The following is a 25481-nucleotide window of genomic DNA, read 5'->3' on the forward strand; positions in this document are numbered from 1 at the left end:
TTATTTTCGCAAATGTATTTATTCAATTTTTAATATCAAACAGATTTTATTAATTACCGAAATTATATCTTAAAGTAATTCCTGAACGTATTGTAGTTTGTGGGTAAGCTGTAGAGATTGCATATTCTGAAAACATGTAATCAAAATAGAAAATTCCAATTAGATTTTTACTAAATGAATAATCTGCTGTTAATTTACCTGACCAGATTGTTTGACCAGAAGTAATTTGATTATTATCCAAATCTAGATATCTAATAATTGTTTCATTTCTTCTGTAAGACAAGTCAGCTTTTATATTTATATCACTAACAATTCTTTTTGATGGACCAGCCAATTTAGATTTAATTCTAACATCTTTAACTCTATAACCTAATCCAATTATATATTCTTTACCTTGAATTTCGGTCATTAAATTATTATCGAAACTAAGAGATAAGAGTCTATCTCTTTTAACTTCTGCTAATACTTTAACTGAATTTTTCATCTCCATATCTATTCTAATTAATGGACTAAACATTTCAGTTAAGTTAATATTGCTATAGATTGTTTCGTTTTTAAAGTTCCCACCTTGATCTAATTCTTCAGGGTTTAAAGGATCGTAATCTAAATTAGATCTAAATTGATTAATGGTGTAATTTGCACGATATCCATGAATTAAAGAGAAACGTTTAAAGCGTTTTTTAAACCAATCTAAATTCATTAAACCAGTATATTTTAAATCCCAGTTTGGTATTGGAAAATCGCTAATTGCATCTAAAGAAATTCCATTTGCATCTTTTCCTTTATATGCAGATAAAAAAGAAGGTAATAAGACTGCTTGGCTGTTTTTTCCAAAACCTACAGGATAACCTTCAGCATCTAAAGGGAACGTTGAGCTTCCATAATGATCTTCTGCTAATCTATTAGCAACTTCTATTCTATTAGTTCTAAAGTCGTCGAAAGCTGCCGATTGAGTTTCGTCACTTTTACTAAATGCTGTTTTAATTAATATGGTTGAAATGGTAAAATTTCCAAATGAGTTTGGAGTTAAAGACTCGTATTCATAACCATCTCCATAATCATTAATTCTATAATTTTCGGTGTAGTTTTCAGCATACAATCTGGTTCCTACCAAATCAATCTTTAAATCTTTTAGAGGCTCAATGTTTGCAGTATAATCTAATTGCTGAGTTTTTACAGCTGTATATTGCTCATTAAAGTCTGGATAAACCGTTAACCATCCTTTTCTTGCAGCAAGGTCTCTTACATCGTTCTGGCTACCAAAAGTAAATCCAACAGTTGGTTTTAATGTTCCAATAAACCCTGGTGTTCTTAAATAACCTGGTAAATATGTTCCATTTGTTTCGGCATAATTAAACTGAATTCTTTTAACACTTGTTAGAATATCAATTCCAACATTTGCTAGCTTTTGTCCATTATTCTTGGCTTTAGCTATTTTATCTCCACCTTGTTTATCATCTCCTTCTTTAGCTCCAGGTGGAGTTCTAGTAGTTGTATTTCTTCTTACCGTTTTCTTTTTAAGTCCTATATAATTATAAAACTTATTCATATTAAAGGTTGAATTTATATTATGTCTATTAGCATTTGAAACTGTGTTTCCTAAATCGTAGGTTACTCCATTTACTTCTAAATCTCCAAATAAATCTGATCCTTTTTGCCATTGAAAATCTCCACTATATGAATAGGTAGCATCAATAAAGCTTAATGTTGGTATTTTATTTAATGGAATATCATAATTTACAGCTAATTGTTGGAATTGCCTGTTTGGATCTCCAAAATCAAAAAACCCATCCCAAACATCTAATGTTGGGTCTTGTTCTCCATTAATAATATTATCTTTAAAATAGTTTCTTACAATATTATTGTTTGAAGCCGTAAGATTTAATTGAAGCGATTTTGTTAAGTTGTAATTAATTGTGTATTGGTAGTCGAATGTATAATTTCTTTTGTAGAATTCATCTAGACCAATATTATTACCTGTTAAATCTATTTCTCTAAACTTTTGTTTATTATACTGTCTGTTTATATTTGTATTGACTGTAAAACTTGATGGGAGTGGGTTAAAGTTAAAATCTTTTAAAAGCTTTAAATAGTCGCTTGTAAATAATGAATCGTTTTTCTTAAAAGGTTCTATAGTAAATGGTTCAAAATTATAAGCATAATTTACTCCAGCTCTTACTGTTTGATCTATAGAGTTTTCTATTTCAAAATCTCTATGTTTAATTTTATTATATGAATAATTGAAAGTTAAATTTTCAACATCATAAAAGCGAGGTTTAGAATCATTTGTTTTTATTTTTCTAACTCCAATAAAATTTATACTTCTTCTTTTTGTGTAATTTTCTGATTGCTCCTTAATATTGTCTTTTTCTTCACTAGAGTCTGCTGCATCTAATCTAGATTCTAAAGTTAAATCTTTATAATATTGATCATATTTTGGAGTGATTAATTCTTCTCCTTGACCATAATTAAAAGGAATTTGAACTCCCCATTTTTGAGGTAATAATTGTCCAATATTAACGTTTGTAACAACATCGTATTGTTCTACATCTTCTCTACTTCTTTGATTTGGACCTTGCTCTATTGAACCAAACCCAGTTGTACTTTTTCTACCAGTTGCACTTACATTTGCGAAATCTGCAAAATTAGTGTCAACACTTAATATAGCTGCCCAACCACCTTCATTGTCCATGTCTGATAGGCGCAACTCATTAAACCATAGTACAGCACATTTATCTGTTGCTGCAGCATTTTTTATCCCAACCATTAAAGTTCTAATATCACCAAAGTTTGGATTACCTATAATAGCAATACGTTGTTGACCTAGAGTATATGGTGAGTATTCTGGCACTGGATTTTCACTTAAAGTGCCATCTATAACGTCATAAAAAGTTGGATTAGGATTACTAATAGTTCCGTTGCTAATTCCTTCAGACTTTATGTCTTGGAGTAATTCTAATTGCAAGTTTATTTCATTTTCTTCTGGCCATAGCAAATCTCTAGAAGTACCTTCGCTAACTTTTAATGGCACTTCTATTTGGTAATAGTTTTGAGTTAAATCGTTACCCATTCTAATAAAACCAACTAAATCTTCATCGTCTAAGCCTGGAATATCACCTTCTTCAGCATGTATAAACATTCTAAGCTTTTTATATTGACGCATATCGATATTGATGTTTTTATAAACAGCTCTTGCATCTTGAGGTTCTAGATCGCATACATCTAAAACAAGTGATTGCTCATTTTGACGAATTAATGTATTGTTATTATAAAACTCTTCAGGTTCAACTCCTGGTGGTGATATATAGGTTCCATCGTTTTCAATTGTTCCAATAATACCAACGCTAAATTCGGTATTGTCTAAATTAGGGTCACCACCATCTTCATCTAGAGTCAATGTGTATCTTCTCCAATCACTTCTAACAAGATCTAAAGTCCCAAAACGAAATACTGTTTTTTCAGAAAACTCCTTTAAATACATACGCGTAAATCGAATTGATCTTAAATCTGAAATACCTCCAACTGCATTAGTAAATTCGCTTACTGGTATTCTAAATTGCAACCATCTTGGTGTAACTGTTTGCCCATTTGGTAACTCTCTAACTTCATCATCCTTAATATCTACAATATATGGGTTGTTTTCGTTTAATGTTGCTGGAGTTAAATCAAGTTCATATTCAAAATAGCTGTCAATCGTATTCATTGTATTGTCACGATTTACATCTTCAACATCTGGTTGAGTTGTCGAGCCTCTATTTGTATCAGTAAAAGTATCTGGTGAGTTTCCTTCTACGCCATTATATTGTTTATAACGATCAAAAATATCTCCATCAGTATTTAAAAAATAGGTATAGTTATCATTTGAAGGGTCTGGTAACCCAGAATAATCTGTAAAAATTTGCGCTTCTTCAGCATCATTATAACCATCAAACCCAACATCTTGATTAGTACGCTGGTTACCAGTAGTATCGAAGGCATAAATTAGAGATTGGTTTTGAGGGTAAACAGTTTCCCATGATGGTGAGGTAGGTAAGACTCCTATAACATTCCCATCTGCTGGTAAACCATTTTCATATAATTTTCTACCATCTTTAATTACATCTTCAGAAATATTTCCAAGATTAAAAACTAATTTTCCACCTGGGTTTGATGGATTATCTTGAAATGGGTCTTGTAACCAGAACTCAATATACTCAACATTTGCTTGTTCAAAATCTGTAGAAGTAAGTTGTCTTGTTATACCAGCCCAACTATTTTGTGGAGCAGTTAAAGTGTTTGTAGGTATATCAATATTTGTGTTTTGAAAATTATAAGGACCTCTCTCTGTTGGGTAATAAGCTAAATCTAAAGTGTTAACAACTGTTGTTTGTCCCTGTGCAACATCTTGATTTGGAAAAAGTTCTTGAATAAAAACTCGACTTGTATACAAATCAGAAATATCATCATCTGAAATACCATTTGGGCTTTGATTTCCGTAGAAAATTGGGTCAATATTATACCAGTTTAATAAGGCTCTATCATATCCTTGTTCAATTCCATTAACATCATCATTATTTGAATTTATTCCACGAGGTCTACTTGAGATGAACCAAGATTGAGGAGATTTTAAATCGATTGCATTTTGAGAACCTTCAAAATCATCTATATATGAAGTAGCTTCTCCATTAAATTCAGTTCCTTTTGGTGATCCAGGAGTTAAATAAGCAAATTCTCCTCTAACAGATAAATTTGAAGGAGCATCTGTATCTATGTTTGGTAATTTGTTAACTAATCGAGTAAAGAATGGCACTTCAGTCGAGTAGTTACCGTGGATTCCAAAAATATGGTTGTTTATAGGCTCTTGATCATAATTAGCTTTTTGAGTTATTGGTCTTTCATTTAAATGTAACCAAGTAGCTCCTAACACAAAATTCTCATTAAACTGATGATCTACATTTATACCTGTAAAACGTTTTGTTTGTTGCCCAAACACAGCATTATTTTCTGTAGTTACTTGAATTGGAGTATTTGAAGCTTTTAAAGCTTCATCAAGTATTTGAACAGTTCCTTGCTGATAATTAACAGTGTAATCTATTCCTTCAACTAATACTCGACCTCCTGCAGTTACTTGTACAGATCCTCTTGGAACATTAAAAGCACCAATTGGAATTCCATCTCCTCCAGAAGATTTGTATCGTCCTTTTATTTTAAATTTATTTTTATCTGCTGCTTCTAATGCTGCTGTTTTAGTTTCTTTATAAAGAATATCATACACATATTTTGTTTGATTTTCGTTATAAGTCACATCATTATTATAATCTTCACCACCTAGTGCTAATTTATCGAATAGGTATTCTCCAAACGGTTCTGCTTTTGTGAAAATAATCTTTCCATTTTGAGGAATAACTGTTATCCCAGGAACAAAATCGAAAAACCCATCTCCATTAGTTTGTGGGTCTCCATTATAGTTTAATCTATCTAAATTAAATAATCGTAATAAGGTTGTATTTTGAATAAGATCTTCAGGTGGTGTTGATGGTCCAACTGGATTTCCATTTATATCTACACCAAAAGAGTTGCCATCAGCAGGGGAAATGAAGTTTAAAAGTGAAGCTTCATTATAAAAAATATTTAATTTGAAATCATCTTGACTTAATTGATAAGCTCCAGTATTATAGATGTTTTTCATCATTAAGTCCCAAATTGGTTGCTCAACATTGGTAATTGGACTTTTTAACAACTTCAGTATTAAGTTATTATTGGTAACCGTTGTAATTCCTCCGGGATTTGTATTTATTCCTGTAGCATCTAATCCATCATTTGCAAATTCTCCAACTTGATAAACCTGCCCTCCAACTGTAAATTGAAATGCTACGGCTAATACTTCATCATTATTTAATCTTTGATTTAAAGAAATAAAACCTAATTGAGAATCTAAAGAATATTCTTGTCCTTGTTGTAATTTTCTTGCATTTTCAAGTTTTGCATAATCTGAGCCTTCATTAACAGTATTTGATAGAGAGCCAAAACCTTGTTGAACAGTAGCTATATCTCTAATTTGTTGTGTTAGAACTGAACCTGACCCAATTTGAGTTGGGTTATAATCGTTATTACCATTATCTGGATATGCATTTGGGCCTACATTAATAAATCCAGAAGGAATAGGCTGCAGTACTATATTATTTTCATTAGGGTCAGGATTAGATTCTCCTAAATCTTGTAAAGCCACAACATTTCTAACATTTTCTGTACTATTACTTCTATTTGTAACCCAAACTTCAATTCTAGTAATTTGAATATTCGAATTTATAAATGGGTAATTTGCAAGAGTATTGTCATAATTATCTCTAAAGTAATGAGCTAAGAAATAATGCCTGTTTTCATCGTATTCTCTAGCAAAAAAGTCAAATTCCTCAAGAGTTCCTCCTCCTTGGGCTATTACTGATGTTCTATCAGATTTTTGTTCAGAAAACACACCAGTAACTGTGGTTTTACCAAACTGTAATTCTGCTTTTACACCAAACAAACTTTGAGCTCCAGTTATTAATGAACTATTTAATGGCATGCTTACATTTCCAACTTCTATTTTTTGAATAATATCATCTTCAGTTGGAGTGTATTCTAATTTGATTAGATTTTGAAAATCGAATGTAGATTCTGTGTCATAATTTGCAGTTACTTGTAGTCTGGTTCCTACTTTACCTAATAAACTTAAACTTATACGTTGGTCAAAATCGAAAGTAAAATTACTTCTATTTTGAGGTGAAAAAGTAGGATTATCTTGTTTAGTAAAAAGTACTCCCAAATCAATTTCAACAGATCCTTGTGGAACTACATTAATTGTATTACTTCCAAAAATAGTTTCAAAAAAACCAGATCTTACATAAAATTCTGGAAGTAAATTTTTTTGTTCCTCTTCTGCTCCTTCTTTTTTACCATCGAAAGCATCTATTTTTTGTTTGTAATATTCTCTTAAATTTTCTTGTAATACTAATTCTCTAAACTCCTCTGGAGTTAAAATAATAGGATAATTAATATTAAAACTACCAACTGTTTCTGTATAAATATATCTATCAGTAAGTGGATCGTAAGTGTATTTAGATTCAATACTGTTTGGATTAGGCATATTTAAATTTCCTAAAGAGTAACCTGTTCTTGTGCTATCTTGTTCTGTAGGTGTTATCTGGGAGAAAGAATACAAACTAAAAAGCATAAAAAAGCTTAATAATATATATTGCTTTAATTTAATTGAATAAGTATAGTTGGTTGTACTCAAATCTTTTATAAATTTTTTAAAGCCTGTTTTATAATTCCTTCGACATTTGCATCTGGTTGATTAGATAATATTTTATCTACTACACGTTCGGATTGTTTTTTATTAAAACCGAGAACTTCTAAAGCAGATAACGCTTCATCTTTATTTGTATTGCTTTTTTGAGTTGAAAGTTCGTCAATATCATAGACTTTCAAAATTTTATCTTTTAAATCCAAAATTACTCGTTGAGCTGTCTTTGCACCGATGCCTTTTATAGATTGAATTAAAGCGACATCTCCCATAGCTATTCCTTCTCTAACTTGCTTAGGTGTTATCGACGACAACATAGTACGAGCAGTACTTGAACCAACACCACTTACTGAAATTAATAATCTAAAAATTTCTCTTTCTGCTAATGACGAAAACCCAAACAGAGTATGAGAGTCTTCTTTAACTTGAAGATATGTATATAATTTTAGGTTTTCTTGGTTTGGAATTTGTGAAAAAGTATGCAAAGAAATATTCAATAAATAACCCACACCATTACAATCTATAATAACATCAGTAGGATTTTTTTCGACAAGCTTTCCTTGAATATGTGTAATCATTAACAAATTTTTAATAAACTCTCAAATGTAATAAAATTATTCGCATTATAAAGCCGTTTATTTTTCTATTACAGCATTAATTTCAAGTTCTTTTTTCTCTTTTTGTTGCGCATCTATAACTGCAATAGCTGTCATGTTAACAATTTCATCTACACTTGCGTCTAACTGCAGAATATGAACGGGTTTTCTTAAACCCATCATTATTGGTCCAATAGAATCTGCTTTGTTTAATTCTTTTAATAATTTGTATGTAATATTAGCCGATTCAAGGTTAGGAAAAATTAAGGTATTCACTTTTTTTCCTGCTAATTTTGAAAATGGGAATATATCTTGAAGCATTTCTCTATTTAAAGCAAAATCTGCCTGGAGTTCACCATCAACTAATAAATTTGGGTGTCTTTTATGTAAATATCCAACTGCTTCTCTAACTTTAGTTGCTGTTTGATTTTTTGATGATCCAAAATTAGAATAAGAAATCATTGCCATAACTGGCTCCATTCCAAACATTTTAACAACACCAGCAGTCATTTGTGCAATTTTAGTTAAATCTTCTGCAGAAGGATTAATATTGATTGCTGTATCACTTAAAAACATAGGTCCACGCTGAGTCATCATAACGTTAGTTGTGGCTATTCTTGTAGAATCTTGAGCTAAACCTATAAGTTCTAAAACTGGTTTTACAACTGAAGGATAGGATCTTGAGAAACCAGAAATCATAGCATCTGCATCTCCTTCGTTAACCATCATTGCTGCAAAATAGTTGCGTTCTCTCATAATATTTTGAGCAGAATATAATGTAACACCTCTTCTCTTACGTTGTTCCCAATAAACCTTAGCATATTTGTTCTTTCGTTTTTCTTCTTCGTCAGATTTTGGGTCAATTATTTCAACATCAGCATCAAATTCTATTTCTTCTTTTAATTTTTCTATTGTTTCCCTTCTACCCAAAAGGATTGGAATTGCTATGCCTTCATCATAGACTATTTGTGCAGCTTTTAAAACATCTAAATGATCTGCTTCAGCAAAAACTACTCTCTTAGGATTTATTTTAGCTCTATTTAATAACAGTCTAACTATTTTATTATCAGACCCTAATCGCTCTAATAGTTCATCTTTATATTTAATCCAGTTTTCAATTGGCTCTTTGGCGACACCACTTTCCATAGCTGCTTTAGCCACAGCAGGTGGTACTTCGGCAATTAATCTAGGGTCAAAAGGCTTAGGAATGATATACTCTTTCCCAAAAGTTAATCGTGTTTCTCCATAGGCAATATTCACCTGTTCTGGTACAGGTTCCTTTGCCAATTTAGCTAGAGCTTTTACAGCTGCCATTTTCATAGCTTCATTAATTTTAGTAGCTCGAACATCTAAAGCTCCTCTAAAAATAAATGGAAATCCAAGCACATTATTAACCTGGTTTGGGTGATCAGACCTACCTGTTGCCATGATAATATCGTCTCTTGTATCAAGTGCTAATTGATATTCTATTTCAGGATCTGGATTAGCCATTGCAAAAACTATAGGCTTTTTAGCCATTGATTTCAACATCTCGGGAGTTACAATATTAGCTTGAGAAAGTCCGATAAACACATCAGCATTTTCCATGGCTTCTTCTAAAGTATCTATATTTCTATGGGTAGCGAATTCTGCTTTTTCTGAAGTTAAATTCTCTCTATCTTGTTTGATAACACCTTTGCTATCTAGCATAACAATATGTTCTCTCTTTGCTCCAAAGGATTGATATAATCTGGTACAGGAAATGGCTGCAGCACCTGCTCCACTTATAACAATTTGTACCTGATCTATTTTCTTTTTCGCCAATTCTAATGCATTTAACAAGGCTGCAGCTGAGATTATAGCTGTTCCATGTTGATCGTCGTGCATAACTGGTATATCCAACTCTTCTTTTAATCGTCTTTCAATTTCAAACGCTTCAGGTGCTTTTATATCTTCTAAATTGATTCCTCCAAAGGTTGGAGATATCATTTTTACTGTTTGGATAAATTCTTCTATATTTTCTGTTCCAACTTCTATATCGAACACATCAATATCAGCAAATATTTTAAACAACAAGCCTTTACCTTCCATTACAGGCTTAGAAGCTTCAGGGCCAATATTTCCTAATCCTAAAACAGCTGTTCCATTTGAAATTACAGCTACTAAATTTCCTTTAGCAGTATATTTATACACATTATTAACTTCTTTAGCTATTTCTAAACAAGGTTCTGCAACTCCTGGAGAATAGGCTAAAGACAAGTCTCTTTGTGAGGCATATTTTTTTGTTGGTACTACCTGAATCTTGCCAGGTGTTGGCTTGGCATGATATACTAAGGCTTCTCTTCGTTTACTTTGTTTGCTCATTCTTGCTACTAATTAAAGCTGTATTCAAAAAATATTTCTGAACTAACAAATGTAACAATACTCAAACTTAAAGCCTAATCTTTTAAGAATTTGATATTTCTTTTTAATCCAGAATATTTAGTACGCTTTACTGCTGATTTTTGAAACACTTTTTTAAACGTTTCTTCCGTAATCTCCTCCCAGTCTTTCTTGGTCATGGGCAATAATTCTGGATGTGGATTAAAAAGTGGTTCGTTATGTGGTTTTGAAAACTTATTCCAAGGGCAAACATCCTGGCAGACATCGCAACCAAACATCCAATCGTCCATTTTTCCTTTAAACTCTGAAGGTATATTCTCTTTTAATTCTATGGTGAAATAGGAAATACATTTACTACCATCTACCACATAAGGTTCTGTAATAGCTTGAGTAGGACAAGCATCGATGCAGGCAGTACAAGTTCCACAATGATCTGATGTTATGGAATCGTATTCTAAATCTAAATCAATAATTAATTCAGCAATAAAATAGAAGGAACCTACTTGTTTGGTGAGTAAATTAGTGTGTTTTCCTATCCAACCCAAACCAGATTTAGCAGCCCAAGCTTTATCTAGAACTGGAGCAGAATCTACAAAAGCTCTTCCTTCAACTTCGCCAATTTCGTCTTGTATAAAACTTAAAAGAGATTTAAGTTTGTCTTTAATTACAAAGTGATAGTCTATTCCATAAGCATATTTAGAAATTTTAAAGGTGTTTTCTTTTTGTATTTCCTCAGGGTAGTAATTAAGAAGTAATGAAATTACACTTTTTGAGCCTTCTACTAGTTTGGTTGGATCTAGACGTTTATCGAAATGGTTTTCCATATACTGCATTTCGCCATGCATATTATTTTTTAACCACTTCTCTAATCTTGGGGCTTCTTTTTCTAAAAATTGTGCTTTACTAATACCACAAGACAAAAAACCGAGGCGTTTGGCTTCGGTTTTAATTAGTTCAGAATTTTCTTGTTTATTAACCACATCACGAATTTAAAACAATCTTGTTTAATTTACTTTATTAATAGAAAAATAAAACTGACTATGCTAGCCAGTTTTATAAACAGATTCAAATAACTATTTCTTTTCTTATTGTCTATTGCCAAATGGAGAACTTGTAGCGTTTGAAACTGTCTATATTTCTCCTGTTAGTGTAACAAGATAAGCAGTGTTTTGAATGAATTCTAATGAAGTAGGACGATTTAAACCTTCAGCAATTACTGTAAAAGTACCATCTGAATTTACTTTCAACAATGAACCTGTATTTGGTTCAGTAGCATCACCATCTGCACCTCCTGCCCATTCACCTTGAGAAATGGCAAAAAGTGTACGACCTCTGTTAAACTCAACATCCACAAGAAAAGGCACTCCTGTAGCCACATCAGAAATGCTTAGCGATTTTGAATCAATAGACACGATTTTACTATTTCCATAAAACTGGACTGTAGTACCTGCTTCAGTCATATAAATGGAATTTCCTCTAACGGCCAATCCTGACGGAACAATATTATCAAACGTTTTAAATTCTGTAACCTCGCCTTCCAATGTAACATGATACATGCGATTGTGATGACCATCTGTCACCAAAAACCCACCATGATACACTTCAATCGCATATTGCAATCCAGTTGTAATGGCATAATCAAATCCAGTTGGCTGATTGTCTAAAGCAAATTGACCTATGTCTGCAATAATTGTACAACTATCAGAGCTATCTATACGATAAATTCCATTAATATTATTATCTCCAAAAAAAGGACCTACGAGTGTAACAAGCGCATAAGTAGTTTCGTCTATAAAAGTAACATCAAATACTCCTCCAATAGGTACTACTGAAGTTGGTAATCTACTAACAAATGTAGTGATACTTCCTGTTTTCTTGTTGATACGCAAAATACTGCCTCCAGCACCACTTTGAGTAACAAATAAATCACCTTCAGGGCCTATAGCGCTTCCCATACCTCCACTAGGAAGTGATGCTAATAATTCAGGTGTTCCTGGTTCGGTTATTCTGTTTAACATTAAATTTGATTCAGACTGTGTCCTTAATTCTTCGTTTGGGCTACATGACGATAATGTAAATAATACAATAGTAAAAAAGAAAAGTATTAGCCTCCCAAAATTGATTGATACTGTTCGAATTAATAATTGGTTTTTTGTTTTCATAATTAATAGATTTTAAATTAATATTCATTTATGGCTATTAATCAAATATTAGAATTGTGGAAGAAGGTTTTTGTTCATTATTCCTCTCATATTTATAGAAGTGAGTATTGATTTACTTTATTTATCAAAAATTCAACTTTTACAATAATTTTGCATTATTAAATAAAATCGCAATTATTGGCATGAAAGTTCTTTATAAAATTATATGAAAAAGTATTTCAAGCGTTTTCTAAAAAGTCAAATTACTTTGCTATAAAGTTTTACTAAATAATGTTGAATGATTTTTTTAAAACAGAAGGTGATGCTTTATATTTTGTTTTAAAAACACGACTAAAATGTGAAATAATTTCGAAGCCACTTTCATAAGCAATTTCACTGATATTTTTTGAAGTTGTTGCTAATAATTGTTTAGCGTATGCTAATCTTTTGTTCAAAACCCATTTTTCTAGAGTAGTTTTGTAATGTTCAAAGAAATCAACTTTAAATTTAGATAAACTTCTATTAGCAATCTGCGCAAATTCATTTAGTTTTAAATTATACATGAAATTATTTTCCATAAACCTCCCAGATTGGCAATTCATAACCCTCTGAAATAGCATTTACATAAGCCAAAACATGTCTGTTTTCTTGATTTTTGAAAATATTATATAGAAGTTCCTTAAATTTCATCTCTATAATATCTTCTAGATGTATATTGTCTTCATCAAAATATGGTATCATGCTTAAATAACACTCTCTAATTCTATCATTTAAGTGTATGTATAATAGCATATCGTTTAATAGCTTTGGTAAGTCATTGAAATTAAGAAATGACCTATATTCATCCAATATATATTTGAAATAATCATCTTTTATATAAAAAGCCAAAACTACCCAACCTTAAATATCATCATGAAGTTCTTGATGAAATGCCGTACGCTTAATCATATAAGAGGTATCCTTGGTAATAGTCCATGATTCATTACCTTGATGAAAGGTACGTTTACCTGCAATTGAAAAATATTATTTGATTATGGGCAGTATATAATTTAACGATTTTATCCAACTGAGGGCAATTATAAATAACAAATAACTGCCTTTTACACTGAAATGTTTAAAAACGTCTTGATTTGATTGGCGGATATTATATAAACTATAAGTTGCCATTATCAATTGATTAAGAATAGCTTTAGTTAAAGATAAGAATTTTTCAACAATTCTATTCTTCTAAGTAAGAAGTAACACTTTCTATTTTTAAAACAAACCTCCTTGAGTTGGCCCCTTTATTTTTCCAAGATGCTTATATGCTAGTTCAGTAACTTCTCTACCTCGAGGTGTTCGCATAATAAAACCTTGCTGAATTAAAAAGGGTTCGTAGACTTCCTCTATGGTTTCAGCACTTTCACTTACAGCAGTTGCTAGAGTAGTTATACCTACTGGCCCTCCTTTAAATTTATCTATTATAGTTTTTAATATTTTATTATCCATTTCATCTAATCCATGAGCATCTACGTTTAAAGCTTCTAAAGAAAACCTTGCTATTTTAATATCTATACTTCCATTTCCTTTAATTTGAGCAAAATCTCTAACACGACGCAATAATGCATTTGCAATTCTAGGGGTTCCTCTACTTCTTCCAGCAATTTCAACTGCTGCTTCCATTGAAATTGGAACATTTAAAATGGTTGAGCTTCTTTGTACAATAGTAGTTAATAATTCGGTGTTATAATATTGTAATCTACTTTGGATTCCAAATCGAGCTCGCATTGGAGCAGTTAATAATCCTGAACGTGTTGTTGCTCCAACTAAAGTAAATGGATTTAGATTTATCTGAACTGTTCTTGCGTTGGGTCCAGATTCAATCATTATATCTATTTTGTAATCTTCCATTGCTGAGTATAAATACTCTTCAACAATTGGGCTTAACCTATGTATTTCATCAATAAACAAAACATCTCTTTCTTCAAGGTTAGTAAGAAGTCCAGCTAAATCGCCTGGTTTATCTAGAACTGGTCCTGAAGTAACTTTTATACCTACACTAAGTTCACTTGCTAAAATATGAGCTAAAGTAGTTTTACCCAAACCTGGAGGTCCATGGAATAAGGTATGGTCTAAAGCTTCATCTCTTAAATTTGCAGCCTGAACAAATATTTTTAAATTTTCCAACACTTGATCTTGCCCTGTAAAATCATCAAAAGACAAGGGTCTTAACTTTTTTTCTACATCCAGTTCTTCTGGTGTAAAATTTTCTGCTGTAGGATCTAAGTTTTCGTTCATATATCACAAATATAAACAAAAAGCCTTTCTAAAATAGAAAGGCTTCTGTTGTATTATTTAAAGAACTACAATTAATGTTGGAGCTCTTCTTCACCTTCTTTTAAAGGAATATTTTGAGGCACAAAATCATCTTCATGTCCTGGTTTACTATAATCGTAAGCCCAACGATGTACATGAGGAATTTCTCCTGGCCAGTTTCCATGCATGTGTTTTACAGGTGCTGTCCATTCTAGAGTAGTCGATCTCCAAGGGTTTTGAGGCGCCTTTTTTCCGAAGAAAATACTAACAAAAAAATTATATAAGAATACTAACTGAAATACTCCACCAATAATTGCAAATACAGTAATTACTACGTTTACATTTGCTAAATCGTCAAATAATGGGAAATTAGAGTTTGTATAATAACGTCTTGGTAAACCAGCCATTCCAATAAAATGCATTGGGAAGAAAACTCCATAAGCACAAATTGCTGTTACCCAAAAGTGAATATACCCCAAATTTTTATTCATCATTCTACCAAACATTCTTGGATACCAATGATAGATACCTGCGAACATTCCGTAAAGAGCAGATATACCCATTACTAAATGGAAGTGAGCAATTACGAAATATGTATCGTGAACATTAATATCTAAAGCAGAATCTCCAAGAATAATGCCTGTTAAACCTCCTGTTATAAAAGTTGAAACAAAACCAATAGAAAAGAGCATGGCAGTGTTCATTTGTATATTACCTTTCCAGATGGTTGTAATCCAATTAAATGCTTTCACGGCAGAAGGTATTGCAATTAATAGTGTTGTAAATGTAAATACAGACCCTAAGAAAGGATTCATTCCTGAAATAAACATGTGGTGACCCCAAACTATTGTAGATAAGAATGCAATAGCTAATATTGAAGCAATCATGGCACGATAACCAAAAATTGGTTTACGTGAGTTAGATGCCATAATTTCTGAAACCATTCCCATGGCTGGTAAAATTACAATATATACTTCTGGATGCCCAAGGAACCAAAATAAGTGTTCAAATAAAACTGGTGAACCACCTTGATAGTGTAAAACTTCACCTTGAATAAAAATATCTGATAGGAAGAATGATGTTCCAAAACTTCTATCCATAATTAATAATAAGGCTGCAGATAATAATACTGGGAAAGAAACTACACCAATAATAGCAGTTACAAAAAATGCCCAGATTGTTAATGGAAGTCTAGTCATAGACATTCCTTTTGTTCTTAAATTTATTACTGTAACTATATAGTTTAAAGAACCTAATAATGATGAAGCAATAAAGATTGCCATAGAAACTAACCATAGAGTCATACCCATTCCAGATCCACCTTGAGCCATAGGCAAAGCACTTAATGGAGGATAGATTGTCCATCCTGCTGCAGCTGGACCAGCTTCAACAAACAATGAGATTACCATTATAACACTTGATAAGAAGAATAACCAATATGAAATCATATTAAGGAATCCTGAAGCCATATCTCGAGCACCAATTTGCAATGGAATTAATAGGTTACTAAATGTACCACTTAAACCTGCAGTTAATACAAAGAATACCATAATCGTACCGTGAATGGTTACCAATGCTAAATAAATATCAGCATCCATAACTCCTCCAGGAGCCCATTTACCTAATAAAGCTTCAAATAATACATTTGGTTCTTCTGGCCATGCAATTTGCATACGAAACATAATGGACATTAAAACACCAATAACACCCATAATTGTACCTGTAATTAAGTACTGCTTAGAGATCATTTTATGATCTTGACTAAAAATGTATTTAGTCACGAATGTTTCTTTATGATGATGTCCGTGATCGTCTTCGTGTGCGTGAGTATCTGCGTGTGTTGACATAATCTATTATATACTTTTTAAAACCGTTTCTTAATTACTTAATTAAAGAATTTTTAAATTCTTTTTGTTCTTTTATCCAAGCGTCGTACTCTTCTTGAGTTTCAACAATTATTTTCATTTGCATATTGTAATGAGATTTTCCACATATCTTATTACATAATAATAAATAATCAAATTCGTATGGATCTAATGCTGCTTCTCCTTTAGTTGCTAATTCTTTACTTTTTTCAGCTCTAATATTGTTAATATTAGCTACCTTCTCCATTATCTCAGGTGTTTGTCTCATATCTGTAGTAGTTACAGTAGGAGTAAAACCAAATTGAGTTACCATTCCAGGTACACAGTTCATTTGAGCTCTAAAATGAGGCATATAAGCTGAGTGCAACACATCTTGTGAACGCATTTTAAATAAGACTGGTTTTCCTACTGGTAAATGCAATTCTGTCGTAATGATATCATCTTGTGCATTAGGGTCAGATTCGTCTAATCCTAAAATATTAGCATTATCTAAATTTATTAATCTAACATTTGACTTACCTAACGTGTTATCATTTCCACCATATCTAGCTTTCCAGTTAAACTGTTGTGCGTATAATTCAATAACTAATGGGTCATCGTCTTCATTAACATTCATGATGCTATTCCATGTAAATAATCCATAAATAATTAAACCAGCTAGAACAATAACAGGAATGATTGTCCAGATAGCTTCTAATGTATTATTATCTGCATAGAATAATGCTTTTTTCCCTTTTTCGCCTCTGTATTTAAAAGCAAAATAGTGTAATAAATATTGTGTTATTGTTTGTACAATAAAGATAATTACCATGGAGATAATCATTAGATTATCAATTTCAGGACCATGAGCTGATGCTGAATTTGACATTAATGGTAAATCTCCCCATTTCACAAAACATACAATGGTAATAATATAAATGAAAGCTAGGAAAGCCATCATCATATAAGCATTCATCTTGTTATCGTTATCTGTTGCTATTTGGCTATTAGATTCACCTATTTGAGCTAAATCAAATATTTTAACCATTTGCCAGATGGCAACAGCTACAAAAAGTACTATTATAATTGTTAAAAAAGCTGTCATTGTCTTTTCTCTTCTTTAATTAATTTTTAATAATGAAAATGTTCACTTTCCTTTAAGAATGGATTTCTTTTAACTACTAATGATGCTTTTGATAAAGCTTTAAATACTATAAATATAAATAATCCAGCAAATAACATAATAGAGCTAATTTCAGGAATTCCAAATGCCCATCTATCTCCAACAGTTGCTGGCATAATCATTACATAAACATCTATATAATGACCAACTAATATGATAATTCCAGCCATAATTACAAACCATGGAATTCGTTTGTAATCGCTATTCATTAAAACTAAGAATGGGAAAATAAAGTTAAGTGCTAACATTCCGAAAAACAATCCATTGTAATCTTCAATACGAGTAATGAAATATGTTACCTCTTCTGGAATATTTGCATACCATATTAACATAAATTGCGAGAACCATAGGTATGTCCAGAAAATACTAAATCCAAACATGAATTTTGCTAAATCGTGTATATGACTATCGTTTACAATTTCTAAATGACCTTTAGATTTTAAGTATAAGGAAATAAAAGCAATGACTGTTATACCACTTACAGCCATTCCTGCAAATACATACCATCCAAATAAAGTACTAAACCAGTGTGGGTCTACACTCATAATCCAATCCCAAGACATGATAGATTCTGTATAAATAAAGAATACTAAAAACGCAGCAGAAATACGGAAAGCTTTTTTAAAGTTGCTATTATCCTCTGATTTATCTTGAGCTAAAGTAAATTTTCGTGCAAAGTATCTATATAAACTCCAACCAGCAATAAAAATTAATCCTCTTACAGCAAACCATCCAATATTTAACCAGCTAGATTTACCTTGTATTAATTTATCATGAGCTACAACGTCTGGATCCATCCAAATAAAAATGTTATAGTGACCAATTAATCCTGATGCTAAAGCAATAGCTAAAACTATAAGACCACCAGGAAGTACATAAGCTGTAATTCCTTCCATAACTCTAAAAAGGACTGGAGACCAACCTGCTTGTGATGCAAATTGAATAGCATAAAATGCTAAAACACCTAGTGCTATCATAAAAAAGAAAAATGCAGCTACATATAATGCAGACCAAGGTCTGTTAGCTATTTGGTGTTGTACATGCTCTACATGTTCTTTATGAGCATCTGTATGAGATGCTACTGCTTCTCCATGAGATTCTTGAGCATGATCTTCACTAGCTGCTGCATCATGAGAAGTTGATTCATGTGTTGCTTCTTCAGCATGATCTCCACTATGATGAGAAGTTTCTTCTGCTAGCATGGTTTCAACGTCTTCAAAAGATTTATGAGATGTCATAAAACCATATCCTACACCTAATAGTCCTAAAATTATTAAGGCTATAGAAAATGTCTTTAATTTATTTGAGATTGTGTACATATCTATATTTAATCTTTATCTTTCTTACTTTTCTAATTTAGCTTTTAAGTCTAATACGTAAGCTACAACTTGCCAACGTTCTTCTTCACCTAGTTGATTTGCATAGGATCCCATGGTGTTTTTACCATAATAAATTGTATGATAAATACTTCCTTCAGTAATGGCTCTTCCTATATCATCATAACTAGGGATCCCTAATATTTTTTCTCTTTTTACTAGGTTTCCTTGACCATCTCCCTTATTACCATGACATATCCCACAATAAATATCATAAAGAACTTTAGCTTCTTCTAAATTTATTTGTGTAGAATCTAAAGGACTTTTTAAATTTTCTTTGGCTAAAAGGAAATCTTCGATAGAATTAGAATAATCAAATGGCATATATCCTCTAGCAATAGTTCCCTCTACTGGCAATTGTGCTTCAAATCCACTTCTAAAAGCATGAGATTCAGAATATGTTTCATATCCAACTGATTCATACATGTTTGGCATAAATTGATAGTTAGGTCTTGAGTCATTCATACAAGACACAAACGATATGAATACTAATGCTAAAACCGTTATTTTTATTAAGCTCTTCATATTACTATATTAATGTGCTTCTTCTTTTTCAATTAATTTAATTTCTACAGCTCCAGTTTCTTTTAATAAACTTTCTAATTCTTTTTCATTTCCATGAACAGCAATTTCCATTAAAAAATGATCGTCTGTAGTTCTAACATCTGGGTTTTCAGCCTTCTTAAATGGCCACATTCTGCTTCGTAAATAAAATGTTATTACCATTAAATGCGCTGCAAAAAATACAGTTAACTCAAACATAATAGGAACAAAAGCTGGCATGTTTTCTATATAGCTAAAACTTGGTTTTCCTCCAATGTTTTGAGGCCAGTCTTCTATCATAATATAGTTCATCATTACAATAGCTACTATTAAACCTACGCAACCATACATAAAAGATGCTATTGCAATACGTGTTGGAGCTAATCCCATAGCCTTGTCTAGTCCGTGAACTGGAAAAGGTGTATATATTTCTTCAATGTGATGTTTTTCTGCTTTCACTTTCTTAACAGCATTCATTAATACATCATCATCTGTATAAATAGCGTGAATTACTTTTGAAGTTTCCATATGCTACTCGTCGTTTTTTGTTTTGTTAACTTGGCTACCAGAAGTTCTTTCATCCACTCCTGTTCCTACTAAACTATCTCCTCTTTCTCTAATTTTTTTATAGCGTTCTCCTGAAGATTTCAAAATAGTTTTTACTTCAGCTTGAGCAATTACAGGGAATGTTCTTGAGTATAATAAGAATAATACAAAGAAGAATCCAATTGTTCCTATGAATATTCCTATATCTACAAATGTTGGTGAGAACATAGTCCAAGATGATGGTAAATAATCTCTATGTAATGAGGTAACGATAATAACAAAACGCTCAAACCACATTCCAATATTTACTACAATTGAGATAATAAATGAGAACATTATACTTGTTCTAAGTTTCTTAAACCACATGAATTGTGGAGAGAATACATTACAAGTCATCATTGCCCAATAAGCCCACCAGTAAGGTCCAGTTGCTCTATTCAAGAAGGCATATTGTTCATATTCCACACCTGAATACCATGCAATAAATAACTCAGTAATATAAGCCACACCTACAATAGACCCAGTAATCATGATGACAATATTCATCAATTCGATATGTTGTACTGTAATATAATCTTCTAAATTACATACTTTTCTCATGATAATAAGAAGCGTGTTTACCATGGCAAATCCAGAGAAAACTGCTCCTGCAACAAAGTAAGGAGGGAAAATAGTAGTATGCCATCCTGGTATAACTGAAGTTGCGAAGTCAAAAGATACAATGGTATGTACAGAAAGTACAAGAGGTGTTGCTAAACCAGCAAGTACCAAAGATACTTCTTCAAAACGTTGCCAATCTTTTGCTCTACCAGACCATCCAAAACTTAATAAAGAATATATTTTCTTTTGGAATGGTTTTACAGCTCTATCACGAATCATTGCAAAATCTGGTAATAAACCTGTCCACCAGAAAACTAATGATACAGATAAATATGTAGAAATTGCAAATACATCCCAAAGTAATGGTGAGTTAAAGTTTACCCAAAGAGAACCAAATTGGTTTGGTATTGGCAGAACCCAATATCCTAACCATGGACGACCCATGTGAATAATTGGAAATAATCCAGCTTGAACAACAGAGAAAATTGTCATTGCTTCTGCCGAACGGTTAATTGCCATTCTCCATTTTTGACGGAAAAGTAATAGTACTGCAGAAATTAATGTTCCTGCGTGACCAATACCTACCCACCAAACGAAATTGGTAATATCCCAAGCCCAACCTACGGTTTTATTTAAACCCCAAGTTCCTATACCTGTAGATATTGTATAAATGATACATCCTATTCCCCAAAGAAAAGCTGCTAGTGCTATAGAAAAAACTATCCACCAAGATTTGTTTGCTTTACCTTCAATTGGTTTTGCCACATCCACAGTAACATCGTGGTATGATTTTTCGCCTGTAACTAAAGGTCTTCTAATAGGTGCTTCGTAATGAGACGCCATAATCCTTTTATAATTATTTTCTTAATTCGTTTTATTATGCTTCGGTTGTATTTCTCACTTTAGTATGGTACTGAACATTTGGCTTAGTACCTACGCTCTCTAATAAGTGATACATACGATTATCTTCTAAAAGTTTTGCAACTTTACTGTCTTTATCATTGATGTCTCCAAATACCATGGCTCCATTGCTACATGCAGAAGAACAAGCTGTTTGGAATTCTCCATCTTTAATTTCACGTCCATCACGTTTAGCATCAAGTATAGTTTTTTGTGTTTTTTGAATACACATAGAACATTTCTCCATAACACCACGAGAACGTACTACTACGTCTGGGTTTAATACCATACGTCCTAAATCATCATTCATGTAGTAATCAAACTCATCATTTTGAGAGTATAAGAACCAGTTAAAACGACGAACCTTATATGGACAGTTGTTTGCACAGTAACGTGTACCTACACAACGGTTATATGCCATGTGGTTTTGACCTTGACGTCCATGAGACGTTGCAGCCACTGGGCAAACAGTTTCACAAGGTGCATGATTACAGTGTTGACACATTACTGGTTGAAAAGCAACTTGAGGATTCTCAGATGCTTGCTCCATTTCGCCAAATTCGCTTAATGAGCTTCCTAATCCTGAAATATTATCTTTTTTAGAGTTATCTCCATCAAAAGATTCTTCAGAAGAGTAATATCTATCAATACGTAACCAGTGCATATCTCTACTTTTACGCACTTCTTCTTTACCTACTACAGGTACATTGTTTTCTGCGTGACAAGCAATAACACAAGCTCCACATCCTGTACATGCATTTAAGTCAATTGATAAATTAAAATGATGTCCAATTGAACGGTCAAATTCATCCCATAAATCAACCTCAGAAACAGGAGTCTCTACGTGATTTAAAGAAACAACTGGAACTGCATTCCAAATCGATTTATCTTTAGTATTAAAAATCTCTAAAGAAGTTTCTTTAATAATGTCTCCACGACCCATTAAGGTATTATGCAACTGAACACATGCAAATTCATGCATTCCAGATGCTGGACTTACAGTGACATTTTGAACTGAATTAAAATCTTGGTATAACATATATGCATTTACACCAGTTTTCATTTCATTTTTTAAACCTGTAGTTCTACCATATCCAAACGCTAGACCTACAGATCCTTTTGCTTGTCCTGGCTGAATCATTACAGGAACATTTTCTAAAGTTGTTCCGTCTATTGTAACATTTGCAAAACTACCATTTAAAGCTCCATCTGCAACATGCTCGTTTTTCAAACCTAAAGCATTTGCATCAGCTTGAGAAACCGTTAAGTAGTTATCCCAAGATGTTCTTGTTATTGGATCTGGAAATTCTTGTAACCATGGGTTATTGGCTTGTTGGCCATCTCCCATTCCTACTTTAGTATATAATGTTAGTTCTAATCCTTCAGTTGATGTTGAAGATGCTAATGCTCTAGCAGCAGAACCACCAGACGCTATTGGTGCAGCAGTATTAGCTTCTGAAACAGTTTCTTCTTCATCTTTCTTTAGTCCTAAACCTTGAGCTACATCTTCAATAATACCTCCTACAAAGGTTTTGTCTTTATCAGAAACTTCGTTAGATGATCCACCAGTTTCTATTGTTACATTTCCATTTGAAACAAAAGTACCATCATGTAAAGCTTGACTAAATGATGATCCTCCTAATATACTCTCATTCCAAGTTTGCTTAATATAGTCATGGTAAGAAATATCGTTTCCTGTCCAATTTAATAATGCCTCTTGAAATTGTTTTGTATCGAATAACGGACGAATTGTAGGTTGCATTAACCCAAAATGTCCTTTTTTTAATTCTACATCTCCCCAAGATTCTAAATAATGAGGTGCTGCAGCAATATATTGAGTTTGTGTAGATGTTTCGTCAGCTTTCATTGAGAAAGTAACGGATAAATCTGTTTGAGCTAAGCCTTCAGCAAATTCTGAAGCATTAGGTAATGTATACATAGGATTAACTCCACTCATAATAATTGCTCCAACTCTACCTGCTTTCATATCTGCAACTAAAGTTTTCACATAAGCGTCATTACCTTGTCTAGTTTTTATTGGAGTAGAAGCATCAAAAGCTTTAGAGTTTAAGTATTCATTAATTTCTAAAACAACTGTTTGAGCATTCACATCTTGGATACCAGTTACAACAACACCTTTACTTCCAGCACTCTTAAGTTGAGAAGCAGCTTTATTGATAGCATCTAAAATATGTTCTGGTAAATCTACAGAAACAGATCCACCTACTACTTCACTATATAATTTGGCTAAAGCCAATTTCTGCTGAGTTGGAGTTAAAGGCACACGCTTGTCTGCATTTGCTCCAGTTAAAGACATGTTAGATTCAAACTGTACATGACGAGACATTTTTCCATGATTTGGAACACGTCCAGCAGCATACCCAGTATCAAAACCTCCACCTTGCCAATCGCTTAGAAAATCTGCACCAACAGAAACAATTGTATCTGCTTGAGAGAAATTGTAATTAGCTAATCCTCTTTCATTATATTTTGCTTGAAAAGCATCTAGAGCAGCTGATTCAGAAACAGCATCATAAATTACATGATTTACATTACTGTATTTTTGTTTGAATTCAGCTATTAACTTTGTTGTAGATGGACTAGCAAATGTTTGAGTTAATAATACAATTTGCTTCCCAGTTCCACTTATTGAAGTTAATTTCTGACTTACTTCAGCATTTAAATCTTCCCATGAAATGTAGCTATCACCTTTTACAGGACCTTGCATTCTCAAACTGTCATACAATCCTAAAACAGATGCATTTACTCTAGCATTTGCTCCACCATTAATGGACGCCATAGTATTGTTTTCTATTTTAATTGGACGACCTTCTCGTGTTTTTACTAAAACACTAGCAAAATCAAAACCATCTGCAATAGTTGTTGCGTAATAATTAGCTACACCTGGAACTATTTCTTCTGGTTGCACTACATAAGGAATGGATTTAATAACTGGTCCTTCACAGGCAGCTAAAGATGCTGCAGCTGTACTAAAACCAACATATTTTAAGAAATCACGACGTGTTGTTTTAGAACTCTCTAATGTTTCTTTATTACCTAAAAATTCATCAGTAGGAATTTCTTCAACAAACTCGTTTTGTTGTAGCGTCTCAACAATTGAGCTATTCTCGTTTAGCTCTTCAACACTTTTCCAGTATTTCTTGTTTGATGACATATTATATAATTGAATTACTTCTTAATAAATTAATAATGACACTTACCACATTCTAAACCACCCATTTGAGCAGCTGTAAGTTGATCTACACCATACTTTTTAGATAATTCTTCGTGTATTTTAGTATAGTAAGCATTGTCTTGTACTTTTACATTTGTATCTCGATGACAGTTAATACACCATCCCATAGTTAATGGAGCAAATTGCGACATAATTTCCATTTCCTCAACAGGTCCATGACATGTTTGACATTCAATTCCTGCTACAGACACGTGTTGAGAGTGGTTAAAGTATGCGAAATCTGGTAAATTATGAATTCTTATCCATTTAACAGGCTGTGTTTCTCCTGTGTATTTCTGATCTGCATCACTCCATCCTACAGCTGCATATAGCTTTTGGATCTCACCATCATAAAATTCTTTGCTATATTCTTCAGTCGCTGTAGATTCAGCAACTTCATAAATAGATTTATGACAATTCATACATACATTTAAAGATGGAATTCCTGATGTTTTACTTACTCTTGCAGAAGAGTGGCAGTATTTACAATCGATACCATTATCTCCAGCATGTATTTTATGCGAGTAATGTATTGGCTGAACTGGTTGATAACCTTGATCTACACCAACCTGCATCATATATCCATATAAGTAATAA

15 protein-coding genes and 1 pseudogene (1 of these 16 only partly in view) are annotated in these 25481 nt (G+C 32.4%); all 16 read right to left on the reverse strand.

Going from position 1 to position 25481, the window contains the following annotated elements; genetic code table 11:
• Nucleotides 1-49: 49 nt before the first annotated feature.
• Nucleotides 50-7255 carry a T9SS outer membrane translocon Sov/SprA gene (sov, locus tag FVF61_RS07920; protein WP_148455091.1) on the reverse strand — a complete coding sequence of 2402 codons (7206 nt, stop codon included), beginning with the start codon at nucleotides 7253-7255 and terminating at the stop codon, nucleotides 50-52.
• Nucleotides 7256-7260: 5 nt separating this feature from the next.
• Nucleotides 7261-7842: a Holliday junction branch migration protein RuvA gene (gene ruvA, locus FVF61_RS07925; protein ID WP_148455093.1), complete on the reverse strand. Its 582-nt coding sequence runs from the start codon at nucleotides 7840-7842 to the stop codon at nucleotides 7261-7263.
• 57 nt (nucleotides 7843-7899) lie between these two features.
• Nucleotides 7900-10203: an NADP-dependent malic enzyme gene (locus FVF61_RS07930; RefSeq protein WP_148455099.1), complete on the reverse strand. Its 2304-nt coding sequence runs from the start codon at nucleotides 10201-10203 to the stop codon at nucleotides 7900-7902.
• A gap of 74 nt (nucleotides 10204-10277) precedes the next feature.
• The gene (gene queG, locus FVF61_RS07935) at nucleotides 10278-11201 is read right to left on the reverse strand and encodes a tRNA epoxyqueuosine(34) reductase QueG (RefSeq protein WP_148455102.1); all 924 of its coding nucleotides are present in this window, start codon (nucleotides 11199-11201) and stop codon (nucleotides 10278-10280) included.
• Between the two features lie 150 nt (nucleotides 11202-11351).
• A complete protein-coding gene (locus FVF61_RS07940) occupies nucleotides 11352-12383 on the reverse strand; it encodes a ScyD/ScyE family protein (protein ID WP_148455103.1) in 1032 nt (343 codons plus the stop codon).
• A 263-nt stretch (nucleotides 12384-12646) separates the two neighbouring features.
• Nucleotides 12647-12940 carry a helix-turn-helix domain-containing protein gene (locus FVF61_RS07945; protein WP_158635200.1) on the reverse strand — a complete coding sequence of 98 codons (294 nt, stop codon included), beginning with the start codon at nucleotides 12938-12940 and terminating at the stop codon, nucleotides 12647-12649.
• Nucleotides 12930-13250, reverse strand: coding sequence for a hypothetical protein (locus tag FVF61_RS07950; RefSeq protein WP_394348921.1), 321 nt, complete (start codon nucleotides 13248-13250; stop codon nucleotides 12930-12932). Before FVF61_RS07950 ends, FVF61_RS07945 begins: the two co-directional genes overlap by 11 nt.
• 366 nt (nucleotides 13251-13616) lie before the next feature.
• A complete protein-coding gene (ruvB, locus tag FVF61_RS07955) occupies nucleotides 13617-14639 on the reverse strand; it encodes a Holliday junction branch migration DNA helicase RuvB (RefSeq protein WP_148455109.1) in 1023 nt (340 codons plus the stop codon).
• 71 nt (nucleotides 14640-14710) lie between these two features.
• A complete protein-coding gene (locus FVF61_RS07960; RefSeq protein ID WP_148455111.1) occupies nucleotides 14711-16504 on the reverse strand; it encodes a cytochrome c oxidase subunit I in 1794 nt (597 codons plus the stop codon).
• 34 nt (nucleotides 16505-16538) lie between these two features.
• On the reverse strand, nucleotides 16539-17606 hold the full coding sequence (locus FVF61_RS07965) for a cytochrome c oxidase subunit II (protein WP_148455113.1): 1068 nt from the start codon (nucleotides 17604-17606) through the stop codon (nucleotides 16539-16541).
• Nucleotides 17607-17632: 26 nt separating this feature from the next.
• The gene (locus FVF61_RS07970; protein ID WP_148455115.1) at nucleotides 17633-19003 is read right to left on the reverse strand and encodes a quinol:cytochrome C oxidoreductase; all 1371 of its coding nucleotides are present in this window, start codon (nucleotides 19001-19003) and stop codon (nucleotides 17633-17635) included.
• A 24-nt stretch (nucleotides 19004-19027) separates the two neighbouring features.
• A complete protein-coding gene (locus tag FVF61_RS07975) occupies nucleotides 19028-19585 on the reverse strand; it encodes a c-type cytochrome (protein ID WP_199757290.1) in 558 nt (185 codons plus the stop codon).
• Between the two features lie 9 nt (nucleotides 19586-19594).
• Nucleotides 19595-20131, reverse strand: a complete 537-nt coding sequence (locus tag FVF61_RS07980) for a DUF3341 domain-containing protein (protein ID WP_148455117.1) — start codon at nucleotides 20129-20131, stop codon at nucleotides 19595-19597.
• A 3-nt stretch (nucleotides 20132-20134) separates the two neighbouring features.
• Nucleotides 20135-21592, reverse strand: coding sequence for an NrfD/PsrC family molybdoenzyme membrane anchor subunit (nrfD, locus tag FVF61_RS07985; protein ID WP_148455118.1), 1458 nt, complete (start codon nucleotides 21590-21592; stop codon nucleotides 20135-20137).
• 34 nt (nucleotides 21593-21626) lie between these two features.
• Nucleotides 21627-24824 (reverse strand): TAT-variant-translocated molybdopterin oxidoreductase, encoded by a 3198-nt coding sequence (locus tag FVF61_RS07990; protein ID WP_148455120.1) that lies wholly within the window; start codon nucleotides 24822-24824, stop codon nucleotides 21627-21629.
• A gap of 29 nt (nucleotides 24825-24853) precedes the next feature.
• Nucleotides 24854-25481, reverse strand: a pseudogene (locus FVF61_RS07995) (cytochrome c3 family protein) (it continues 702 nt past the right edge of the window).

Origin of the sequence: Xanthomarina maritima (genome assembly GCF_008084905.1) — a bacterium.
GTDB lineage: Bacteria > Bacteroidota > Bacteroidia > Flavobacteriales > Flavobacteriaceae > Xanthomarina > Xanthomarina maritima.

Coding starts and splice junctions, on each gene's coding strand:
- ruvA (WP_148455093.1), bottom strand. CDS start 7,842: ATGATTACACATATTCAAGGAAAGCTTGTCGAAAAAAATCCTACTGAT.
- FVF61_RS07930 (WP_148455099.1), bottom strand. CDS start 10,203: ATGAGCAAACAAAGTAAACGAAGAGAAGCCTTAGTATATCATGCCAAG.
- FVF61_RS07940 (WP_148455103.1), bottom strand. CDS start 12,383: ATGAAAACAAAAAACCAATTATTAATTCGAACAGTATCAATCAATTTT.
- FVF61_RS07945 (WP_158635200.1), bottom strand. CDS start 12,940: ATGGAAAATAATTTCATGTATAATTTAAAACTAAATGAATTTGCGCAG.
- ruvB (WP_148455109.1), bottom strand. CDS start 14,639: ATGAACGAAAACTTAGATCCTACAGCAGAAAATTTTACACCAGAAGAA.
- FVF61_RS07960 (WP_148455111.1), bottom strand. CDS start 16,504: ATGTCAACACACGCAGATACTCACGCACACGAAGACGATCACGGACAT.
- FVF61_RS07965 (WP_148455113.1), bottom strand. CDS start 17,606: ATGACAGCTTTTTTAACAATTATAATAGTACTTTTTGTAGCTGTTGCC.
- FVF61_RS07970 (WP_148455115.1), bottom strand. CDS start 19,003: ATGTACACAATCTCAAATAAATTAAAGACATTTTCTATAGCCTTAATA.
- FVF61_RS07975 (WP_199757290.1), bottom strand. CDS start 19,585: ATGAAGAGCTTAATAAAAATAACGGTTTTAGCATTAGTATTCATATCG.
- FVF61_RS07980 (WP_148455117.1), bottom strand. CDS start 20,131: ATGGAAACTTCAAAAGTAATTCACGCTATTTATACAGATGATGATGTA.
- nrfD (WP_148455118.1), bottom strand. CDS start 21,592: ATGGCGTCTCATTACGAAGCACCTATTAGAAGACCTTTAGTTACAGGC.
- FVF61_RS07990 (WP_148455120.1), bottom strand. CDS start 24,824: ATGTCATCAAACAAGAAATACTGGAAAAGTGTTGAAGAGCTAAACGAG.